The organism is Pseudoxanthomonas sp. PXM02, from assembly GCF_014851805.1.
In the GTDB taxonomy this organism is placed as follows: Bacteria; Pseudomonadota; Gammaproteobacteria; order Xanthomonadales; family Xanthomonadaceae; genus Pseudoxanthomonas_A.
Genome location: NZ_JACVAK010000001.1, coordinates 1,711,230 through 1,726,766, shown reverse-complemented (window position 1 = coordinate 1,726,766; position 15,537 = coordinate 1,711,230). Strand labels below are relative to the sequence as shown.

15 protein-coding genes are annotated in these 15,537 nt (G+C 67.6%); 10 read left to right on the top strand and 5 right to left on the bottom strand.

Annotated features, from left to right (window positions below):
- The first annotated feature begins 6 nt into the window (after window positions 1–6).
- The 9 genes from xylB to IB225_RS08300 all read left to right on the top strand — a co-directional run bounded on the left by xylB (window position 7) and on the right by IB225_RS08300 (window position 13,103).
- Window positions 7–1,500 (top strand): xylulokinase, encoded by a 1,494-nt coding sequence (gene xylB, locus IB225_RS08340; protein ID WP_192310703.1) that lies wholly within the window; start codon window positions 7–9, stop codon window positions 1,498–1,500.
- Window positions 1,501–1,543: 43 nt separating this feature from the next.
- The gene (xylA, locus tag IB225_RS08335; protein WP_192310702.1) at window positions 1,544–2,878 is read left to right on the top strand and encodes a xylose isomerase; all 1,335 of its coding nucleotides are present in this window, start codon (window positions 1,544–1,546) and stop codon (window positions 2,876–2,878) included.
- 41 nt (window positions 2,879–2,919) lie between these two features.
- On the top strand, window positions 2,920–4,335 hold the full coding sequence (locus IB225_RS08330; RefSeq protein ID WP_225583331.1) for a sugar porter family MFS transporter: 1,416 nt from the start codon (window positions 2,920–2,922) through the stop codon (window positions 4,333–4,335).
- A complete protein-coding gene (locus tag IB225_RS08325; RefSeq protein ID WP_192310700.1) occupies window positions 4,332–6,896 on the top strand; it encodes an exo 1,3/1,4-beta-D-glucan glucohydrolase in 2,565 nt (854 codons plus the stop codon). Before IB225_RS08330 ends, IB225_RS08325 begins: the two co-directional genes overlap by 4 nt.
- A gap of 73 nt (window positions 6,897–6,969) precedes the next feature.
- Window positions 6,970–8,532 (top strand): sodium/sugar symporter, encoded by a 1,563-nt coding sequence (locus IB225_RS08320; RefSeq protein ID WP_192310699.1) that lies wholly within the window; start codon window positions 6,970–6,972, stop codon window positions 8,530–8,532.
- A gap of 184 nt (window positions 8,533–8,716) precedes the next feature.
- A complete protein-coding gene (locus tag IB225_RS08315; RefSeq protein ID WP_345776581.1) occupies window positions 8,717–11,002 on the top strand; it encodes a TonB-dependent receptor in 2,286 nt (761 codons plus the stop codon).
- Window positions 11,003–11,030: 28 nt separating this feature from the next.
- Window positions 11,031–11,312, top strand: coding sequence for a hypothetical protein (locus IB225_RS08310; protein WP_192310698.1), 282 nt, complete (start codon window positions 11,031–11,033; stop codon window positions 11,310–11,312).
- Complete coding sequence (locus IB225_RS08305) at window positions 11,302–11,577, top strand: hypothetical protein (RefSeq protein ID WP_192310697.1); 276 nt, start codon at window positions 11,302–11,304, stop codon at window positions 11,575–11,577. The genes IB225_RS08310 and IB225_RS08305 overlap by 11 nt, the downstream gene beginning before the upstream one ends.
- Window positions 11,574–13,103: a PepSY-associated TM helix domain-containing protein gene (locus IB225_RS08300; protein WP_192310696.1), complete on the top strand. Its 1,530-nt coding sequence runs from the start codon at window positions 11,574–11,576 to the stop codon at window positions 13,101–13,103. The genes IB225_RS08305 and IB225_RS08300 overlap by 4 nt, the downstream gene beginning before the upstream one ends.
- Window positions 13,104–13,165: 62 nt before the next feature.
- On the opposite strand, the gene azu is transcribed toward IB225_RS08300, so the two are convergent.
- Window positions 13,166–13,621, bottom strand: a complete 456-nt coding sequence (gene azu, locus IB225_RS08295; protein ID WP_192310695.1) for an azurin — start codon at window positions 13,619–13,621, stop codon at window positions 13,166–13,168.
- 146 nt (window positions 13,622–13,767) lie between these two features.
- On the opposite strand from azu, the gene IB225_RS08290 reads away from it, so the two are divergent.
- On the top strand, window positions 13,768–14,037 hold the full coding sequence (locus IB225_RS08290; RefSeq protein ID WP_192310694.1) for a hypothetical protein: 270 nt from the start codon (window positions 13,768–13,770) through the stop codon (window positions 14,035–14,037).
- 13 nt (window positions 14,038–14,050) lie between these two features.
- On the opposite strand, the gene IB225_RS08285 is transcribed toward IB225_RS08290, so the two are convergent.
- The 4 genes from IB225_RS08285 to IB225_RS08270 all read right to left on the bottom strand — a co-directional run bounded on the left by IB225_RS08285 (window position 14,051) and on the right by IB225_RS08270 (window position 15,513).
- Window positions 14,051–14,485 (bottom strand): hypothetical protein, encoded by a 435-nt coding sequence (locus IB225_RS08285; RefSeq protein WP_192310693.1) that lies wholly within the window; start codon window positions 14,483–14,485, stop codon window positions 14,051–14,053.
- 49 nt (window positions 14,486–14,534) lie between these two features.
- Window positions 14,535–14,816, bottom strand: coding sequence for a hypothetical protein (locus IB225_RS08280; RefSeq protein WP_192310692.1), 282 nt, complete (start codon window positions 14,814–14,816; stop codon window positions 14,535–14,537).
- Between the two features lie 9 nt (window positions 14,817–14,825).
- Window positions 14,826–14,969 carry a hypothetical protein gene (locus tag IB225_RS08275; RefSeq protein ID WP_192310691.1) on the bottom strand — a complete coding sequence of 48 codons (144 nt, stop codon included), beginning with the start codon at window positions 14,967–14,969 and terminating at the stop codon, window positions 14,826–14,828.
- A 100-nt stretch (window positions 14,970–15,069) separates the two neighbouring features.
- The gene (locus IB225_RS08270; protein ID WP_192310690.1) at window positions 15,070–15,513 is read right to left on the bottom strand and encodes a hypothetical protein; all 444 of its coding nucleotides are present in this window, start codon (window positions 15,511–15,513) and stop codon (window positions 15,070–15,072) included.
- Window positions 15,514–15,537 lie beyond the last annotated feature (24 nt).

Below are 15,537 nucleotides of genomic sequence, written 5' to 3'. Positions count from 1 at the left end.
GTTCCGATGAGCCTGGTCGCCGGCATCGACGCAGGCACGCAGAGCCTGAAGGTGGTGGTCTACGATCCCGCCACGCGCGCCCTCGTTGCCAACGCGAGCGCGCCGCTCGATCTGATCAGCAACGACGACGGCAGTCGTGAGCAGCATCCCGCCGACTGGGTGGTCGCGATGCAGGCCTGCTTCGGTCGCATCGCGCCGGACGTGCGTGCGCGCATCGTGGCCCTCGCGGTGTCCGGACAACAACATGGCTTCGTGCCCGTGGACGCGGCCGGCGACGTGCTGGCCCCGGCCAAGCTGTGGTGCGATACCAGCACTGCGGCCGAGTGCGGCAAGATCATGGAGGCCGTGGGGGGTGTAGCACGCACCATCGCACTTGCCGGCAATCCGATCCTGGCCGGTTACACCGCGTCGAAGCTGCCGTGGACGAAGGCGCATCGCCCTGACGCCTACGCGAAGCTCGCGACCATCCTGCTGCCGCACGACTATCTCAACTTCGTGCTGACCGGGCAGCGCTTCTGCGAACACGGCGATGCCTCCGGCACCGGCTGGCTCGACGTCCGCACGCGTACCTGGTCGGCCGACCTGCTGCGTGCGACAGATGCGGAGCGCGATCTCGCCGACTGCCTGCCCCCATTCGCCCCACCCGATGCGCTGTTCGATATCGACGCCGCGACGGCTGCATCGCTGGGCCTGCCCGCAACGGTGAAGGTCGCCGTGGGCGGCGGCGACAACATGATGGCGGCCATCGGTACCGGCTGCGTGGAAGAGGGACGCCTGGCGATGAGCCTGGGCACCTCGGGCACGCTCTTCGCGTATTCGGATACGCCGGTGGTCGATCCGGCGGGCGCGTGGGCGGCGTTTTGTTCGTCGACCGGCGGCTGGCTGCCGCTGATCTGCACGATGAACTGCACGGTGGCGACCGAACAGGTGGCGAAGGCGTTCGGCTTCAGCACGCGCGACGGCGATGCCCACCTGCATGCCACGCCGCCCGGTGCGGATGGCCTGGTGATGCTGCCCTTCCTCAACGGCGAGCGCACGCCCGACCTGCCGTTGGGCAAGGGCGTGCTGGCCGGGCTGGATGCGACCAACCTCTCGCCGGCGCATCTCTATCGCGCGGCGATGGAAGGCGCGACCTACAGCCTGAAGTACGGCTTCGATGCCTTCGTCCGCGCCGGCATGCGTTTCGAGCGCATCGTGCTGACCGGCGGCGGCAGCAATAGCGCCGCGTGGCGGCAGCTCGTGGCTGACGTGTTCGGGCTGCCGGTGGATGTGCCCGTGCAGGCCGAAGGCGCGGCCTTCGGCGCCGCACTGCAGGCGCTGTGGGCATGGAACCGCTCACGCGGAGACGACGCCTCCATCGCCGAAGTCGCGCGCACGCATGTCGCCGTCGATGCCGCGCTCTCTGCCACGCCCGATCCCGCCCGCGCGCACGCCTATGCGACGGCTTACCGCCGCTTCCTCCAGTACCTCGATGCCGTCACGCCGCTGCAGCGCGGCTGACGTTCCCCCGCAACACCTCGCACAACCACAGGATCACCGTACCATGAGCACGCAGCCCTTCATCGGCGCCAAGGAATACTTCCCCGGCATCGGCCGCATCCCGTTCGAGGGCCGCGGCTCGGACAATCCGCTGGCGTTCAAGGTCTACGACGCGCGGAAGACGATCGGCGGCAAGACCATGCAGGAACACCTGCGTTACGCCGTCTGCTACTGGCATACCTTCTGCAACGCCGGCCATGACCCGTTCGGCCCGGGCACGCGCCACTTCCCGTGGGAGGCCGGTTCGCCGATGGCGACGGCGGAGGCCAAGGTCGATGCGGCGTTCGAGTTCTTCACCAAGCTCGGCGTGCCGTACTGGTGCTTCCACGATATCGACCTGGCGCCGGACGCCGACGACATCGGCCAGTACCAGAAGAACCTCGCGCACATGGTCGGCCTGGCCAAGGCGCGCCAGGACGCCACCGGCATGAAGCTGCTGTGGGGCACGGCCAACCTGTTCTCGCATCCGCGCTACATGAACGGTGCATCGACCAATCCCGACTTCGCCGTCGTCGCCCGCGCGGCGGTGCAGGTGAAGGCCGCGCTGGACGCCACCGTCGAACTCGGTGGCGAGCACTACGTGTTCTGGGGTGGTCGCGAAGGCTACGCGTCGCTGGTCAACACCGACATGAAGCGCGAGGTCGCGCATTTCGCCCGCTTCCTGACGATGGCGCGCGACTACGGGCGAAGCATCGGACTCAAGGGTAACTTCCTGATCGAGCCCAAACCAATGGAGCCGATGAAGCACCAGTACGACTTCGACAGCGCCACCGTCGCCGGCTTCCTGAAGGAGCACGGGCTGGAAAAGGACTTCAAGCTCAACATCGAGGCCAACCACGCCACGCTGTCCGGCCACACCTTCGAGCACGACCTGCAGGTCGCGTCAGACCACGGCCTGCTCGGCAGCATCGACGCCAACCGCGGCAACGCGCAGAACGGCTGGGATACCGACCAGTTCCCGACCGACCTCTACGACACCGTCGGCGCGATGCTGGTGGTGCTGCGCCAGGGCGGGCTGGAAGGCGGCCTGAACTTCGACGCCAAGGTGCGCCGTGAATCCACCGACCTGGAAGACCTGTTCATCGCTCACATCGGCGGCATGGACGCGTTCGCACGCGGGCTGGAAGTCGCGCACGCGCTGCTGACCGAGTCGCCGTGGGAACAGTGGCGCCGCGAGCGCTATGCCAGCTTCGACAGCGGCCAGGGCAAGGACTTCGAGAACGGCGCGCTGGATCTCGCCAGCCTGGCGTCGCTCGCGACGCAGCTCGGCGAGCCGAAGCAGACCAGCGGCAAGCAGGAACGCTACGAGAACCTGCTCAACCAGTACCTGCTGCGCTGAGCGCGGCAGACGGCAACGACATCATCGGATCGAGGAAGGGGATGGCAATGAACCAGGCAATGACCGGGGGCGAGAACACCCGGCTGATCGTGCTGATCAGCGTGGTGGCGACGATCGGCGGATTCCTGTTCGGCTTCGACAGCGGCGTCATCAACGGCACCGTCGACGGCCTGCAGCAGGCCTTCGGCTCCACCAAGGCGGGGCTCGGCTTCGAGGTCGCCTCGATGCTGCTGGGCTGCGCGGTGGGTGCGTTCAGCGCCGGTCGCCTGGCGGACAGCCTTGGCCGGCGCAACGTGCTGATCATCTCGGCGGTGCTGTTCCTGCTGTCGGCGATCGGCGCCGGCGCGGCGACCTCGTCGGTGGTGTTCGTTATCGCGCGCGTGATCGGCGGCTTCGCAGTCGGCGCGGCCAGCGTGATCTCGCCAGCCTACATCGCCGAAGTGGCCCCGGCGCGCTATCGCGGCCGGCTGGCGACGGTGCAGCAGATCGCCATCATCAGCGGCCTGACCGCCGCCTTCCTGTCCAACTACCTGCTCGCGGCGAAGGCCGGCGCATCCACCGAGGCGCTGTGGGGTGGACATGCGGCATGGCGCTGGATGTTCTGGATGCAGGCGGTGCCGTCGCTGCTGTTCCTCGGCTTGCTGCTGGTCATTCCGGAAAGTCCGCGCTACCTGGTGGTGAAGCGCCGCAAGGATGAAGCGCTGCGCGTGCTGACGCGGCTGTTTGGTGGCGCCGAAGCACAGTCCAAGCTCGCGGAGATCGATGCTTCGTTGTCGCAGGATCACCATCGCCCGCAGCTGTCCGACCTGAAGAACAAGGCGACCGGCAGGATCCGTCCCATCGTCTGGGTGGGCATTGGCCTGGCGACATTCCAGCAGCTGGTCGGCATCAACGTGGTGTTCTACTACGGCGCGGTGCTGTGGCAGGCGGTCGGCTTTTCCGAGAACGACGCGCTGCTGATCAACGTGCTGTCCGGTGCGCTCAGCATCGGCGCCTGCATCGTCACCGTGCTGCTGATCGACCGCATCGGCCGCAAGCCGCTGCTCTGGATCGGTTCGGCCGGCATGGCGGTGTCGCTGGCACTGGTGGTGGCGGCGTTCGCCAGCGGTTCGCTGGTCGACGGCCACCTGCAGCTGCCCGGAGGCATGGGCACGCTGGCGCTGGTGGCGGCCAACGTCTACGTGGTGTTCTTCAACATCTCGTGGGGTCCGGTGATGTGGGTGATGCTGGGCGAAATGTTCCCCAACCAGATCCGCGGATCGGCCCTCGCGGTGGCCGGTGCGGCGCAGTGGACCTCCAATTTCGCCATCACGGTGACCTTCCCGATCCTGCTGGCGGCCATCGGCCTGGCAGCCACCTACAGCATTTACCTGGTTTCGGCGATCATCTCGGTCTTCTTCGTGTTGAAGTACGTGCACGAGACCAAGGGCAAGGAACTGGAGCAGATGGAAGGATGAACGCGATGACGAACCGCAATTCCCCGCGCGCCCGTGCCGGCGTGCTGATGGCCGCCCTGGTGCTGGCCCTGGGTGCCTGCAAGGGCGATGACAAGGCCGCCGCGCCCGCTGCCGCGGCGGATGCGAATCCGTGGCCGCAGGTGGCCTGGCCGCTGGCCGAGGATCCCGCGCTGGAAAAACGCATCACCGACCTGATGGCCACGATGACGGTGGAAGAGAAGGTCGGCCAGCTGGTGCAGGGCGACATCGCCAGCATCACGCCGGACGACATCCGCAAGTACCGCCTCGGCTCGATCCTCGCCGGCGGCAATTCCGATCCCGGTGGCCGCTACGACGCATCGCCGGCCGAATGGCTGGCGCTGGCCGATGCCTTCTACGAGGCCTCGATGGACACCTCGCAGGGCGGCAAGGCGATCCCGATCATCTTCGGCATTGATGCCGTGCACGGCCAGAGCAACATCGTCGGCGCCACGCTGTTCCCGCACAACATCGGCCTGGGCGCGGCGCGCAATCCGGAGCTGCTGCGCCGGATCGGCGAGATCACCGCGCTGGAGACCCGCACCACCGGTATGGAATGGACGTTCGCGCCCACCGTCGCGGTGCCGCAGGACGATCGCTGGGGCCGCACGTACGAAGGCTATTCCGAATCGCCCGATGTGGTGGCCAGCTACTCCGTCGCCATGGTCGAAGGCCTGCAGGGCAAGGTCGGCACGCCGGCCTTCCTCGACGGCCGCCACGTGATCGCCTCGGTCAAGCATTTCCTCGGCGATGGCGGCACCACCAACGGCAAGGACCAGGGCGACACCAAGATCGGCGAAGCCGACCTGGTACGCATCCACGCGGCCGGCTACCCGCCGGCGATCGCGGCAGGCGCGCAGACGGCGATGGCCTCGTTCAACAGCGTCAACGGCGAGAAGATGCACGGCCACAAGCCGTACCTGACCGATGCACTGAAGGGCCGCATGAACTTCGGCGGCTTCGTCGTCGGCGACTGGAACGGTCACGGCCAGGTGAAGGGCTGCACCAATACCGACTGCCCGGCGACGATCAATGCCGGCCTCGACATGGCGATGGCATCGGACAGCTGGAAGGGCTTCTACGAGACCACGCTGGCGGCGGTGAAGGCCGGCACGATCAGCCAGGCACGCCTGGACGATGCCGTGCGCCGCATCCTGCGGGTGAAGTTCCGCCTGGGCCTGTTCGAGGCCGGCAAGCCGTCGTCGCGCGCGGTCGGCGGGCAGTTCGCCCTGCTCGGTTCGCCCGAGCATCGCGCCGTCGCGCGCCAGGCCGTACGCGAATCGCTGGTGCTGCTGAAGAACGCCGGTGGCGTGCTGCCGCTCGCGCCGAAGCAGCGCATCCTGGTCGCCGGTGACGGCGCCAACGACGTCGGCAAGCAGGCCGGCGGCTGGACGCTCAACTGGCAGGGCACCGGCACCACGCGCAAGGACTTCCCCAACGCCGACACGATCTACGAAGGCATCGCGCAGCAGGCGAAGGCCGCCGGCGGTGAAGCGATCCTCGCCGTCGACGGCAAGTACACGCAGAAGCCGGACGTCGCGGTGGTGGTGTTCGGCGAAAACCCGTACGCGGAATTCCAGGGCGACCTGCAGACGCTGCTGTACAAGCCGGGCGATGACGCCGACCTGGCGCTGATCAAGCGGCTGAAGGCCGAGGGCATTCCGGTGGTGGCGGTGTTCCTCAGCGGTCGTCCGCTGTGGATGAACCGCGAGATCAACGCGGCCGACGCATTCGTGGCCGCGTGGCTGCCAGGCTCTGAAGGCGCAGGCATCGCCGACGTCCTGCTGCGCAAGGCCGACGGCAGCGTGCAGCACGATTTCACCGGCAAGCTCAGTTTCAGTTGGCCGCGCACCGCCGTGCAGTACGCCAACAACGTCGGGCAGCAAGGCTACGACCCGCTGTTCGCGTTCGGCTTCGGCCTGACCTACGCCGACAAGGGCGAGCTGGCCGCGCTGCCGGAAGAGTCCGGCGTGACCGGCGACGAAGGCGCGAGCGGAGTGTTCTTCGCGCGCGGCGACGCCGGTTCCGGCATCGCGCTGCGGCTGGAAACCGCCGACGGCCAGGGCGTGACGGTCACCAAGGTGCCCGAGGCGCTGGACGCCGATCTGCTGCGCGTCACCGGTGTGGACCATCAGGCGCAGGAAGACGGGCGCCGCCTTGCCTGGTCGGGCAAGGGCGAAGCGACCGTCGCGTTGCAGTCGCACACCGCGCTCGACCTGCAGCGCGAAAGCAACGGCGACGTGATGCTGCTGACCACGCTGCGCGTGGACGAGGCGCCGGCTGGCGATGCGTGGCTGTCGGTCGGCTGCGGCAGCGGCTGCACGGCGCGCGTGGCGCTGTCGCCGGCGCTGGCCAAGCTGCCGGTCGGCCAATGGACGCGCGTCGGCGTGCCGCTGAAGTGCCTGGCCAAGGCGGGTGCGGACGTCAGCAAGCTCGACCGTCCGTGGTCGATCGGCACGGCGGGCGCGATGACGGTCTCGGTGTCGCGCGTCGCACTGGGCGCGCTGGACCAGGCGGAAGTCGCGGTCGACTGCGCGCGCTGAGCGCAGTGACGTCCCGGGCGCCCCGGCGCCCGGGACCTGCAACGACGCGGATGCATGGTGATAGGGGAAGGGGATGACACTGTCGGGACTGGATATCGGCATCGTGGTGGCCTACCTGGCCGCCATCTTCGTGCTGGCGCAATGGGTCTCGCGCGAGAAGGCGGGACACACCAAGGATGCGAAGGATTACTTCCTCGCCAGCAAGTCGCTGCCGTGGTGGGCCATCGGCGCGTCGCTGATCGCGGCCAACATCTCGGCCGAACAGATCATCGGCATGTCGGGATCCGGCTATGCCATCGGCCTGGCCATTGCCTCGTACGAATGGATGGCGGCGGCCACGCTGCTGATCGTCGGCAAGTGGTTCCTGCCGGTGTTCCTGCGCAACGGCATCTACACGATGCCGCAGTTCCTCGAACAGCGGTACGGCACGCGCATCCGCACGCTGATGGCGGTGTTCTGGCTGGGCCTGTACGTGTTCGTCAACGTCACCTCGATCCTCTGGCTGGGCGCCATCGCCGTGTCGCAGGTCACCGGCATGGAGCAGATGCTGGCGGTGGTGCTGATCGGCGTGTTCGCGCTGCTGTACCAGCTGTATGGCGGCCTGAAGGCGGTCGCGCTGACCGACATCGTGCAGGTCTCGCTGCTGGTGCTGGGCGGGCTGTTGGTCGCCGGCCTGACGCTCAACCAGCTCGGCGAAGGCGCGGGCATCGTCGCCGGCTTCCATCGTCTCTGGGATGCGCAGCCGGGCCACTTCGAGATGATCCTCGACAAGGACAACCCGTTCTACAAGGACCTGCCGGGCCTCAGCGTGCTGATCGGCGGCATGTGGATCATGAACATCAGCTACTGGGGCTTCAACCAGTACATCATCCAGCGCGCCCTCGCCGCGAAGGACATCCGCGAAGCGCAGAAGGGCGTGCTGTTCGCCGCGTTCCTCAAGCTGCTGATGCCGGTGATCGTGGTGCTGCCGGGCATCGCCGCGGTGATGCTGGCGCCGGGCCTGGACAAGCCTGACCAGGCCTATCCGACGATGATGCGGCTGCTGCCCACCGGCATCCTCGGCCTGGTGTTCGCCGCGCTGGTGGCGGCGATCGTCGCGTCGCTGGCATCGAAGATCAATTCGGTGGCGACCATCTTCACCCTCGATTTCTACGCCAAGGGCAAGCGCCAGCACAGCGAGGCGCGGCTGGTGCACGTCGGCCGCATCGCGGCCGTGGTCACCGTGGTGCTGGGCATCCTGGCGGCGAAGCCGCTGCTGGGCAGCTTCGACCAGGCCTTCCAGTACATCCAGGAATACACCGGCTTCTTCACCCCGGGCATCGTGGTGATCTTCGTGCTCGGCCTGTTCTGGAAGCGCGCCAACGAGGCCGGCGCACTGGCGGCGGCAATCGGGTCGTTCGCGCTGTCGATCGTGCTGAAGCTGGCATGGCCGGCGCTACCCTTCATCGACCGCGTCGGCCTGGTGTTCCTGCTGGCGCTCGCCCTGGCGGTCGTGGTGTCGCTGGCCACACCGCACGCGCCGGAAAAGGACATCATCCAGACCCGCGACGTGGATTACCGCACCGGCACCTCGTTCAACATCGGTGCGGTCGCGGTGCTGGCCATCCTGGCCGCGCTGTACACGCTGTTCTGGTGAATCGGGCGCGGCGGTCGGCCCCGCGCCGACCGCTGCACGGGGCGATACGCGTGCGTCATCCCGTCGCACGCGTGCGGCCCGATTGCCAATCGATTCGACGGCCACTTATCATTTCCGCGTCGGACGTCAGCCTGCCGCCGCGTCCCTGGTGACCTGCCCAAGGTCTCGTTCTGGGGAACCACCCGTGTTGCACCCCCTCTCCCACGTTGCCGGTCAGCGCGTGTCCGTGCTGGCTGCGTGTCTGTTTTTCGCTGTCCAGGCCCACGCCCAGACCTCGCCTTCCTCCGGTGCCGAACCGACCACGCTCGACGAGATCGTCGTGCGCGGCGAGAAGACCGAACGCTCGCTGCAGGACACCACCGCCAGCGTCGCGGTGTCGACCTCGGTGCGGATGGAGCAGGAGAACCTGCTCAGCCTGTTCGACATCCTCAACCGCACCGCCAACGTGTCGCAGATGTACGGCGACCGTGGCTTCACCATCCGCGGCATCGCCAGTGAAGCGGGCGCGCCCAATCCGCTGGCGACGATCTACGTCGACGGCGCGGCGCTGCCGAGCCAGGTCAGCGACGCCGGCCCCACCGACCTGTGGGACATCGCACAGGTCGAAGTGCTGCGCGGTCCGCAGTCGACCATCCAGGGCGAGAACGCGCTGGCCGGCGCGATCGTGCTGCGCACCGAGGACCCGACGATGGACTGGTCCGGCCGCGCCCGCGTGCTGCTGTCCGATCCGTCCGACCGCCGCATCGCCTTCGCCGGCGGCGGCCCGCTGGTCGCCGATGAACTGGCGTTCCGGGTGGCGGTGGAAGACCGCTCGTTCGACGGCTTCGTCTACAACCCGACCCGCGGCGTCGGCGAGGACGAACGCGAATCGACGATGACGCGCGCCAAACTGCTGTGGTCGCCCAAGGGTATCGACGGGCTGACCGCGCGCCTGACCTACACGCGCGACGACCGCAAGGGGCCGTACATGTACGCCTACGCGCGCAACGACGTGCCCAACTACTACGACGACCGCATCAACACGTCCGACTATCCGGGCAGCACCGACACGCTGGGCCAGATCGCCACGCTGGAAGTCGATTACGCGCTGTCCGACCGCTGGTCGCTGTCGGCGGTGACGGCGTGGTCGGACACCGACATGCAGCGCCAGTTCGATACCGACCTGACCGAACGGCCGGAAGCCTACGGCGTCACCGACGAGCAGTACGGCACGTTCTCGCAGGAGTTCCGCGCGCACTACCGTGGCGATCGCCTGCGCGGCCTGGTCGGCCTGTACGCCTCGCAGCGCGAGAACGACAACATCAGCATCAACCGCACCAACGTGGACACGCCGGTGTCGACCATCGCGGCGGTGCTGCAGGGCGCGGGCCTGGATCCACTGACGGCGAACTACGTGGCCGGGCTGTACGCGCAGGCGGTGCCGGTGATTCCGGTCGACTACGCCAGCGACGGCCAGTCGCGCTCGCGCAACGTGGCGTTGTTCACCGACTTCGAAGTGGACCTGACCCAGCGCCTGGCGCTGCTAGGCGGCTTCCGCTACGACCAGGAGGAATACCGCTTCGGCGCCGTCGCCACCGCGGAGTTCGCCGGCACGCTGCCCGATCCTGCCGCGTTCGGTCCGCAGCTGGCACCGGCCATCGCCGGCATCAACCAGGCCGTGCTGGGCATGGTGCAGCAGGCCAACAGCCTGACCCCGGACTCCACGCGCGATTTCGACGCCTTCCTGCCCAAGCTGGGCGTGCGCTATGCCTGGACCGATGACGTGTCGACCGCGTTCGTCATCCAGCGCGGTTACCGCTCCGGCGGCTCGGCCTTCAACATCGCGCGCGGGCAGACCTACGCCTACGAGCCGGAATACACCTGGAACGCGGAACTGTCGCTGCGCTCGCAGTGGCTGGACGACCGCCTGACACTGAATGCCAACCTCTATTACATCGACTGGGAAGACAAGCAGGTCACCGCGATGTTCGGCATCAACGACTACGACTACCACACGGTCAATGCCGGCAAGGCGCACCTGTACGGGTTCGAGGTCGAAGCCAGCCATCGCGTCGGCCCCGCGTTCGACTGGTACGCCTCGCTCGGCTACTCGCGCACGCGCTACGACGAGTTCAAGACGATACTCGGCGCGCAGATCAACGACTACACCGGATCGGAGTTCGCCTACGCGCCGCGCTGGACGTTCGCGGTCGGTGCCAACCTGCGCTTCGGCGAGTACTGGCTGGCCAACCTCAACGCGAACTACCGCAGCGACGTGACGCCGGACATCGGCAGCGATGCACGACGGCTGTCCTCGCGCGCGCTGGTCAACGGCCGCTTCGGTTACGAGAACCCCGACTGGAGCGCGTACGTGTTCGCCAGCAACCTGTTCGACAAGGGCTACACGCAGTACGCCTGGTCGGAAGACAGCCCGAACGTGATCCTCGGCGCGCCGCGCGTGGTCGGCATCGGCTTCGACTACCGCTGGTAAGCCCCGGCATGCGCCACACGGAGACCCCATGAAGAGTGTCCTCTACCTGCTGCCCGCGCTGGCCGCATCGCTGGCCTTCTACCTGGCCTGCGCGCACCAGCGCTTCGCCCCCGTGGCGATCGCCAGGAAGCGGCCGCTGCGCGTGGCCGCGTGGCTGTGCACGCTGCTGTCGGTCGTGCTGGCCTATATGCAGCTGGGTGTGTGGGCCGGTGTATTCGCGGCAGTGACGGCCCTGATGACCGGGCTGGTCGCGCTGCCCTATCTCGATGCGTGGTGGTACGCACGGCAGGAGAAGCGCCATGTGGGGTAAGTCGTTGGCGGCGGCGTTGCTGGGATTGCCACTGACCGTGGGCATCGTGGGCCTGGTGGCGCTGCACTGGCCGGGCGAACTGACGCGCATCACGCTGCCGTGGCTGCTGATGTCGTTCCCGATCTGGGTGGCGGTGATGTCGGTCGCCTTCCTGTTCAAGTCGGGCCTGCGCGCGTGGCTGTGGATGGGCGGCGCGACCCTGTTGTGCTTCGGCCTGATCCACGTTTCGAAGATGCTCGGATGGGCCGCGGAGCTGCCGGCATGAAGGCGGCCACGCTGCGTACTTACCTGTCGATACACACCTGGGTCGGGCTGGTGGCGGGCCTGGGCCTGTTCATCGCGTTCTACGCGGGCTCGATCATCGTGTTCGTGCACGAGCTGCAGGGCTGGGAACGGCCGGTCGAAGCCGCGCCCGCGCGCGAGGTCGGCCTGGCGCAGGCGCAGACGCTGGTCGACCGCGTGCTGGCGAAGCACCCGGAAGCGGACCACGCCTTCTTCGTCACCCTGCCGGGTGAACACGGCCCGCGGCCGCTGCTGTACTGGTACGACGAGAAGACCGCCGAGCAGCACAAGTTCACGCTAGAAGGCGAGGGCCTGCAGCAGGCGCCGGCGCGTGCGGGCTTCGTCGAGTTCATCTACGACCTGCATTTCACCGCCGGCCTGCCGCGCACCGCCGGCATGTACCTGTTCGGCGTGTTCTGCATCCTCTACGGGCTGGCGCTGGTCAGCGGCGTGGTGATCTACGCACCGGGCTTCCTGAAGGACCTGTTCGCGCTGCGGCTGGGGCGCAACATCAAGCGCATGTGGCAGGACGCGCACAACGTGATCGGCATGCTGTCGCTGCCGTTCCACGTGATCTTCGCGTGGAGCGGCGCGGTGCTGACCATCGGCTTCATCATGCTGGCGCCGTTCCAGTTCCTGGTCTACGAGAACAAGCTGCTCGGCATCCTGGAGACCGACTTCGACGTGGCGCCGCACGTCGAACCTGCCGGCGTCGCGAAACCGATGCTGCCGATGGCCGAGCTGGTGCGACGCGCGGAGCTGGCGTTGCCGGGACTCACCGTCGAAAGCCTCAACTACCATGAGGTCGGCGATGCCAACGCCCAGGTGACCCTGTACGGCGAGCTGCCGCAGCGCCAGCTGAACTCGATGGGCGGCGTCGCGTTGAACGCGGCCAGCGGCGAGCTGATCAAGGCGTTGCCGCCGAAGGACTATCCGCCCGGCATGGCCTTCCTGCGCGGCCTGCAGCACCTGCATTACGGCAACTTCGGCGACATGGCGGTGAAGTGGCTGTACTTCGTGCTGGGCATGGCGGGCGCCTTCCTGTTCTACAGCGGCAACCTGCTGTGGATCGAAGCGCGCCGCAAGCGTCGCGACGTGGCGCAGCCGCGCCGCACGCGGGTGATGGCGGGGCTTACGCTCGGCGTCTGCCTGGGTTGCGTGGCGGGCGTGTCGGCGGTATTCGTCGCCGCGGCGCTGCTGCCGGCGTGGGCCGCGTCGTCGGTGTACTACGCCGTGTTCTTCGCGTGCCTGGCGTGGGCGCTGCTGCGTCGTCCCGCGCACGCCGCCAACGAGCTGCTGTGGGCCTGTGCCGCGTTGACCGCCGCCATTCCGGTCGCCGGTGCGATCGCATCGGGCGAACACCTGTTCGCCGCGTTCGCGCACGGGCATTGGCACCGTTTCTTCATCGACGCGACCGCGCTGCTGATGGCGCTGGCGTTCTGGCGCATGGCGGCCGCCGTGCGCAGGCGTGCCCATGGTGGCGATCCGCACAGCGTGTGGGCGCTCTGAGATTGCGTACGCACCGATGACGCGATGCGCCGCCCGCAGGCGGCGCATCCGTGTTTCTGCGCTTACTTGGTGACGATCAGCTTGCCTTTCATCAGGGTGGAGTGGCCGGGGAAGCTGCAGAAGAAGCTGTAGTCGCCGCCGGCGGTGAGCTTCTTGCCGGGGAAGGTGATCTTCGTCTTCTGGCCGCCGCCCACCACCGAGGTATGCGCGACCACGCGCGCGTCGCCCTTGGCCACATAGGCGCCGGCGGCACCGGCCTTCATGCCGTCGCGCGCGACCGCGGCGATGTCGGCGGTCTTCGCCACCACCACGTTGTGGCCCATCGCCGTGATCGGCATCTTGCCGGTATGGGTCAGCTCGATGGTGATGGTCGGGCAGCTGGCGGAGACGGTGGCCTCCTTCAGGTCGAACTTCATCGCGTCGTCGCCCTTGAGACTGACGGTGCAGTTGCTGGCGGCCTGCGCCATGCCGGCGGCACTGAGCAGGGCGATGGTGGCGAAGGTGCGGGACAGCGTCATGGCGGAACTCCTGGCAGAGGGGATCGGATGAGGGAGAGGCACGGGCGCCATGTCATCACGGTGCGCCGGGCGGGGCCTTGATCCCAGTCAAGGCCGGGCGGGCCGCGACCGCCTACGCTCCGGCCATGCCGTCTCCAGGAATGCCGATGTCCGACCCTGCCCACGCCCCGTCCGACCACCGCCGGCACGCCATGACCGAAGCGCTGCGCGCCTGGGATCCCGAAGCCGAGGTCACCGTCGAAGCCGATACCGGGCGCCTGGTGGTACTGACCACGCTGCCCGCGGACCGCGTGGCCACGGTCCTCAAGGAGGCGGAGGAACAGGGGGGATGCGGCGGACGTGCCGCAGGGTCGTGCTGTGGACGCTGTTCGCAGGGATCGGCGCGGGCCGTGGCCGAGGCGGAACGCGCCCGCTAGCCCAGCCCGTTGATCACGGTGTGCAGCCGCTCGTCCCGGCGATGTACTGGCCGATCACGGGAAACACGAACAGGTTGAGCATGCCGATCGCGAACGCAGCGATCAGGATCGCCATGAGCAGCAGGCTGATCCCGTTGGTGCGCGCCCACCAGCCGGTGTACACGCGTGTGCGGAAGAGGACCGATGTGCCGGGCGCGGGATATTGCCCGGAACGCAGGATCCTCAGCGCGCTGCGCCCGCACAGGCCGGCGAAGACGGCCAACGCTGCCGCGCACAGCACGATGGTGACGATGATCCAGGGAACCTGTTCGCAGACCGGCAGGCTGTTGACGTGTTCGGTATAGCCGCGCGCCATGCGGGACAACGCGTAGACGGCGAGCAGGGGAAGCGCGCACTTGGCGAGCGCGATCAGGCGCTGGCGTGGCGTCGGGGTGAGGTAGGTCGTCATCGGAGTGCCGGGACCTGTTCGTCGAAGATGCCCATCGGTTATCCCATGCTCATGCATCGCAATCACGTAACCCGAACATGTACGCGCCGACCTCGGAAAACACGAACATGTCCAGCATCCCGATCAGGATACCGGTGGGCAGGATGGCGATGAGCAGCCAGGCGATCCCGTTGGCGCGCGCCCACCAGCCCGTGTACACACGGGTGCGGAACAGGACCGATGTGTCGGGCGCTGGGACCTGTCCGGAACGCAGGATCTTCAGGGCGCTGCGGCCGAGCAGATAGGCGATGCCCGTCAACGCCACTGCGCATGCCACCAGGGTGACTCTCATCCAGGGTAACTATTCGCAGACCGGCAGGCTTGCGACGTGGTCAGTGTAAAGTCGCGCTCCTCTGTAAAACGCAGACACCGCGAGCAGGATCAGCGCGTACTTGGCGAGCGCGACCAGGCGCTGGCGGGGTGTCGGGGTGAGGTAGGTCGTCATCGAGTCCCTTTTTGCGCCTGACGGAGGCCGTGCATCCAGCGTTCGAACGCATCGGTGATGGGCAGTACTTTCATGCGGCGGACAACACACGGGGCCCGCGTCACGGTAGGCATTGGAGTACGAGCTTTTCGATGTTGGGGGCCCCCTGCACGACCAGGGAGCAGGCAGCTTCCGAGTTGGCACAGTGCAGTGATTGCCCGTCCTGGTCCGGTACGAAGCCGGCAAATTTTCCCGCTGCTTCATCCAGGTTGCCGCCGATGCAGATGCCGCGCCCGGTGCAGGAGCCGCTTCGTGACGACGCGAGATATTCGATCCGGTCCGAGATTGTGTAAGCAGTGATCTGGTCGAAGACCACTTCTTCCTCGTAGTGCTCGCCGTCCAGCAGTCTCCGCTCGTTGGGGGCGCCATACGTCTTCAGCAGCCGGGCGACGGGTGCGGCAATCTCTACGCCATCGATTTGCAGCAGATCGTTGGGACAGTCCTGCGCGGCGGAAGGAGCCACCTGCGCGACGCTCAAGAGGAATGCGAAGGGGAGTGACAACATGCTGGGCTGCTCTTCGGCGCGGAG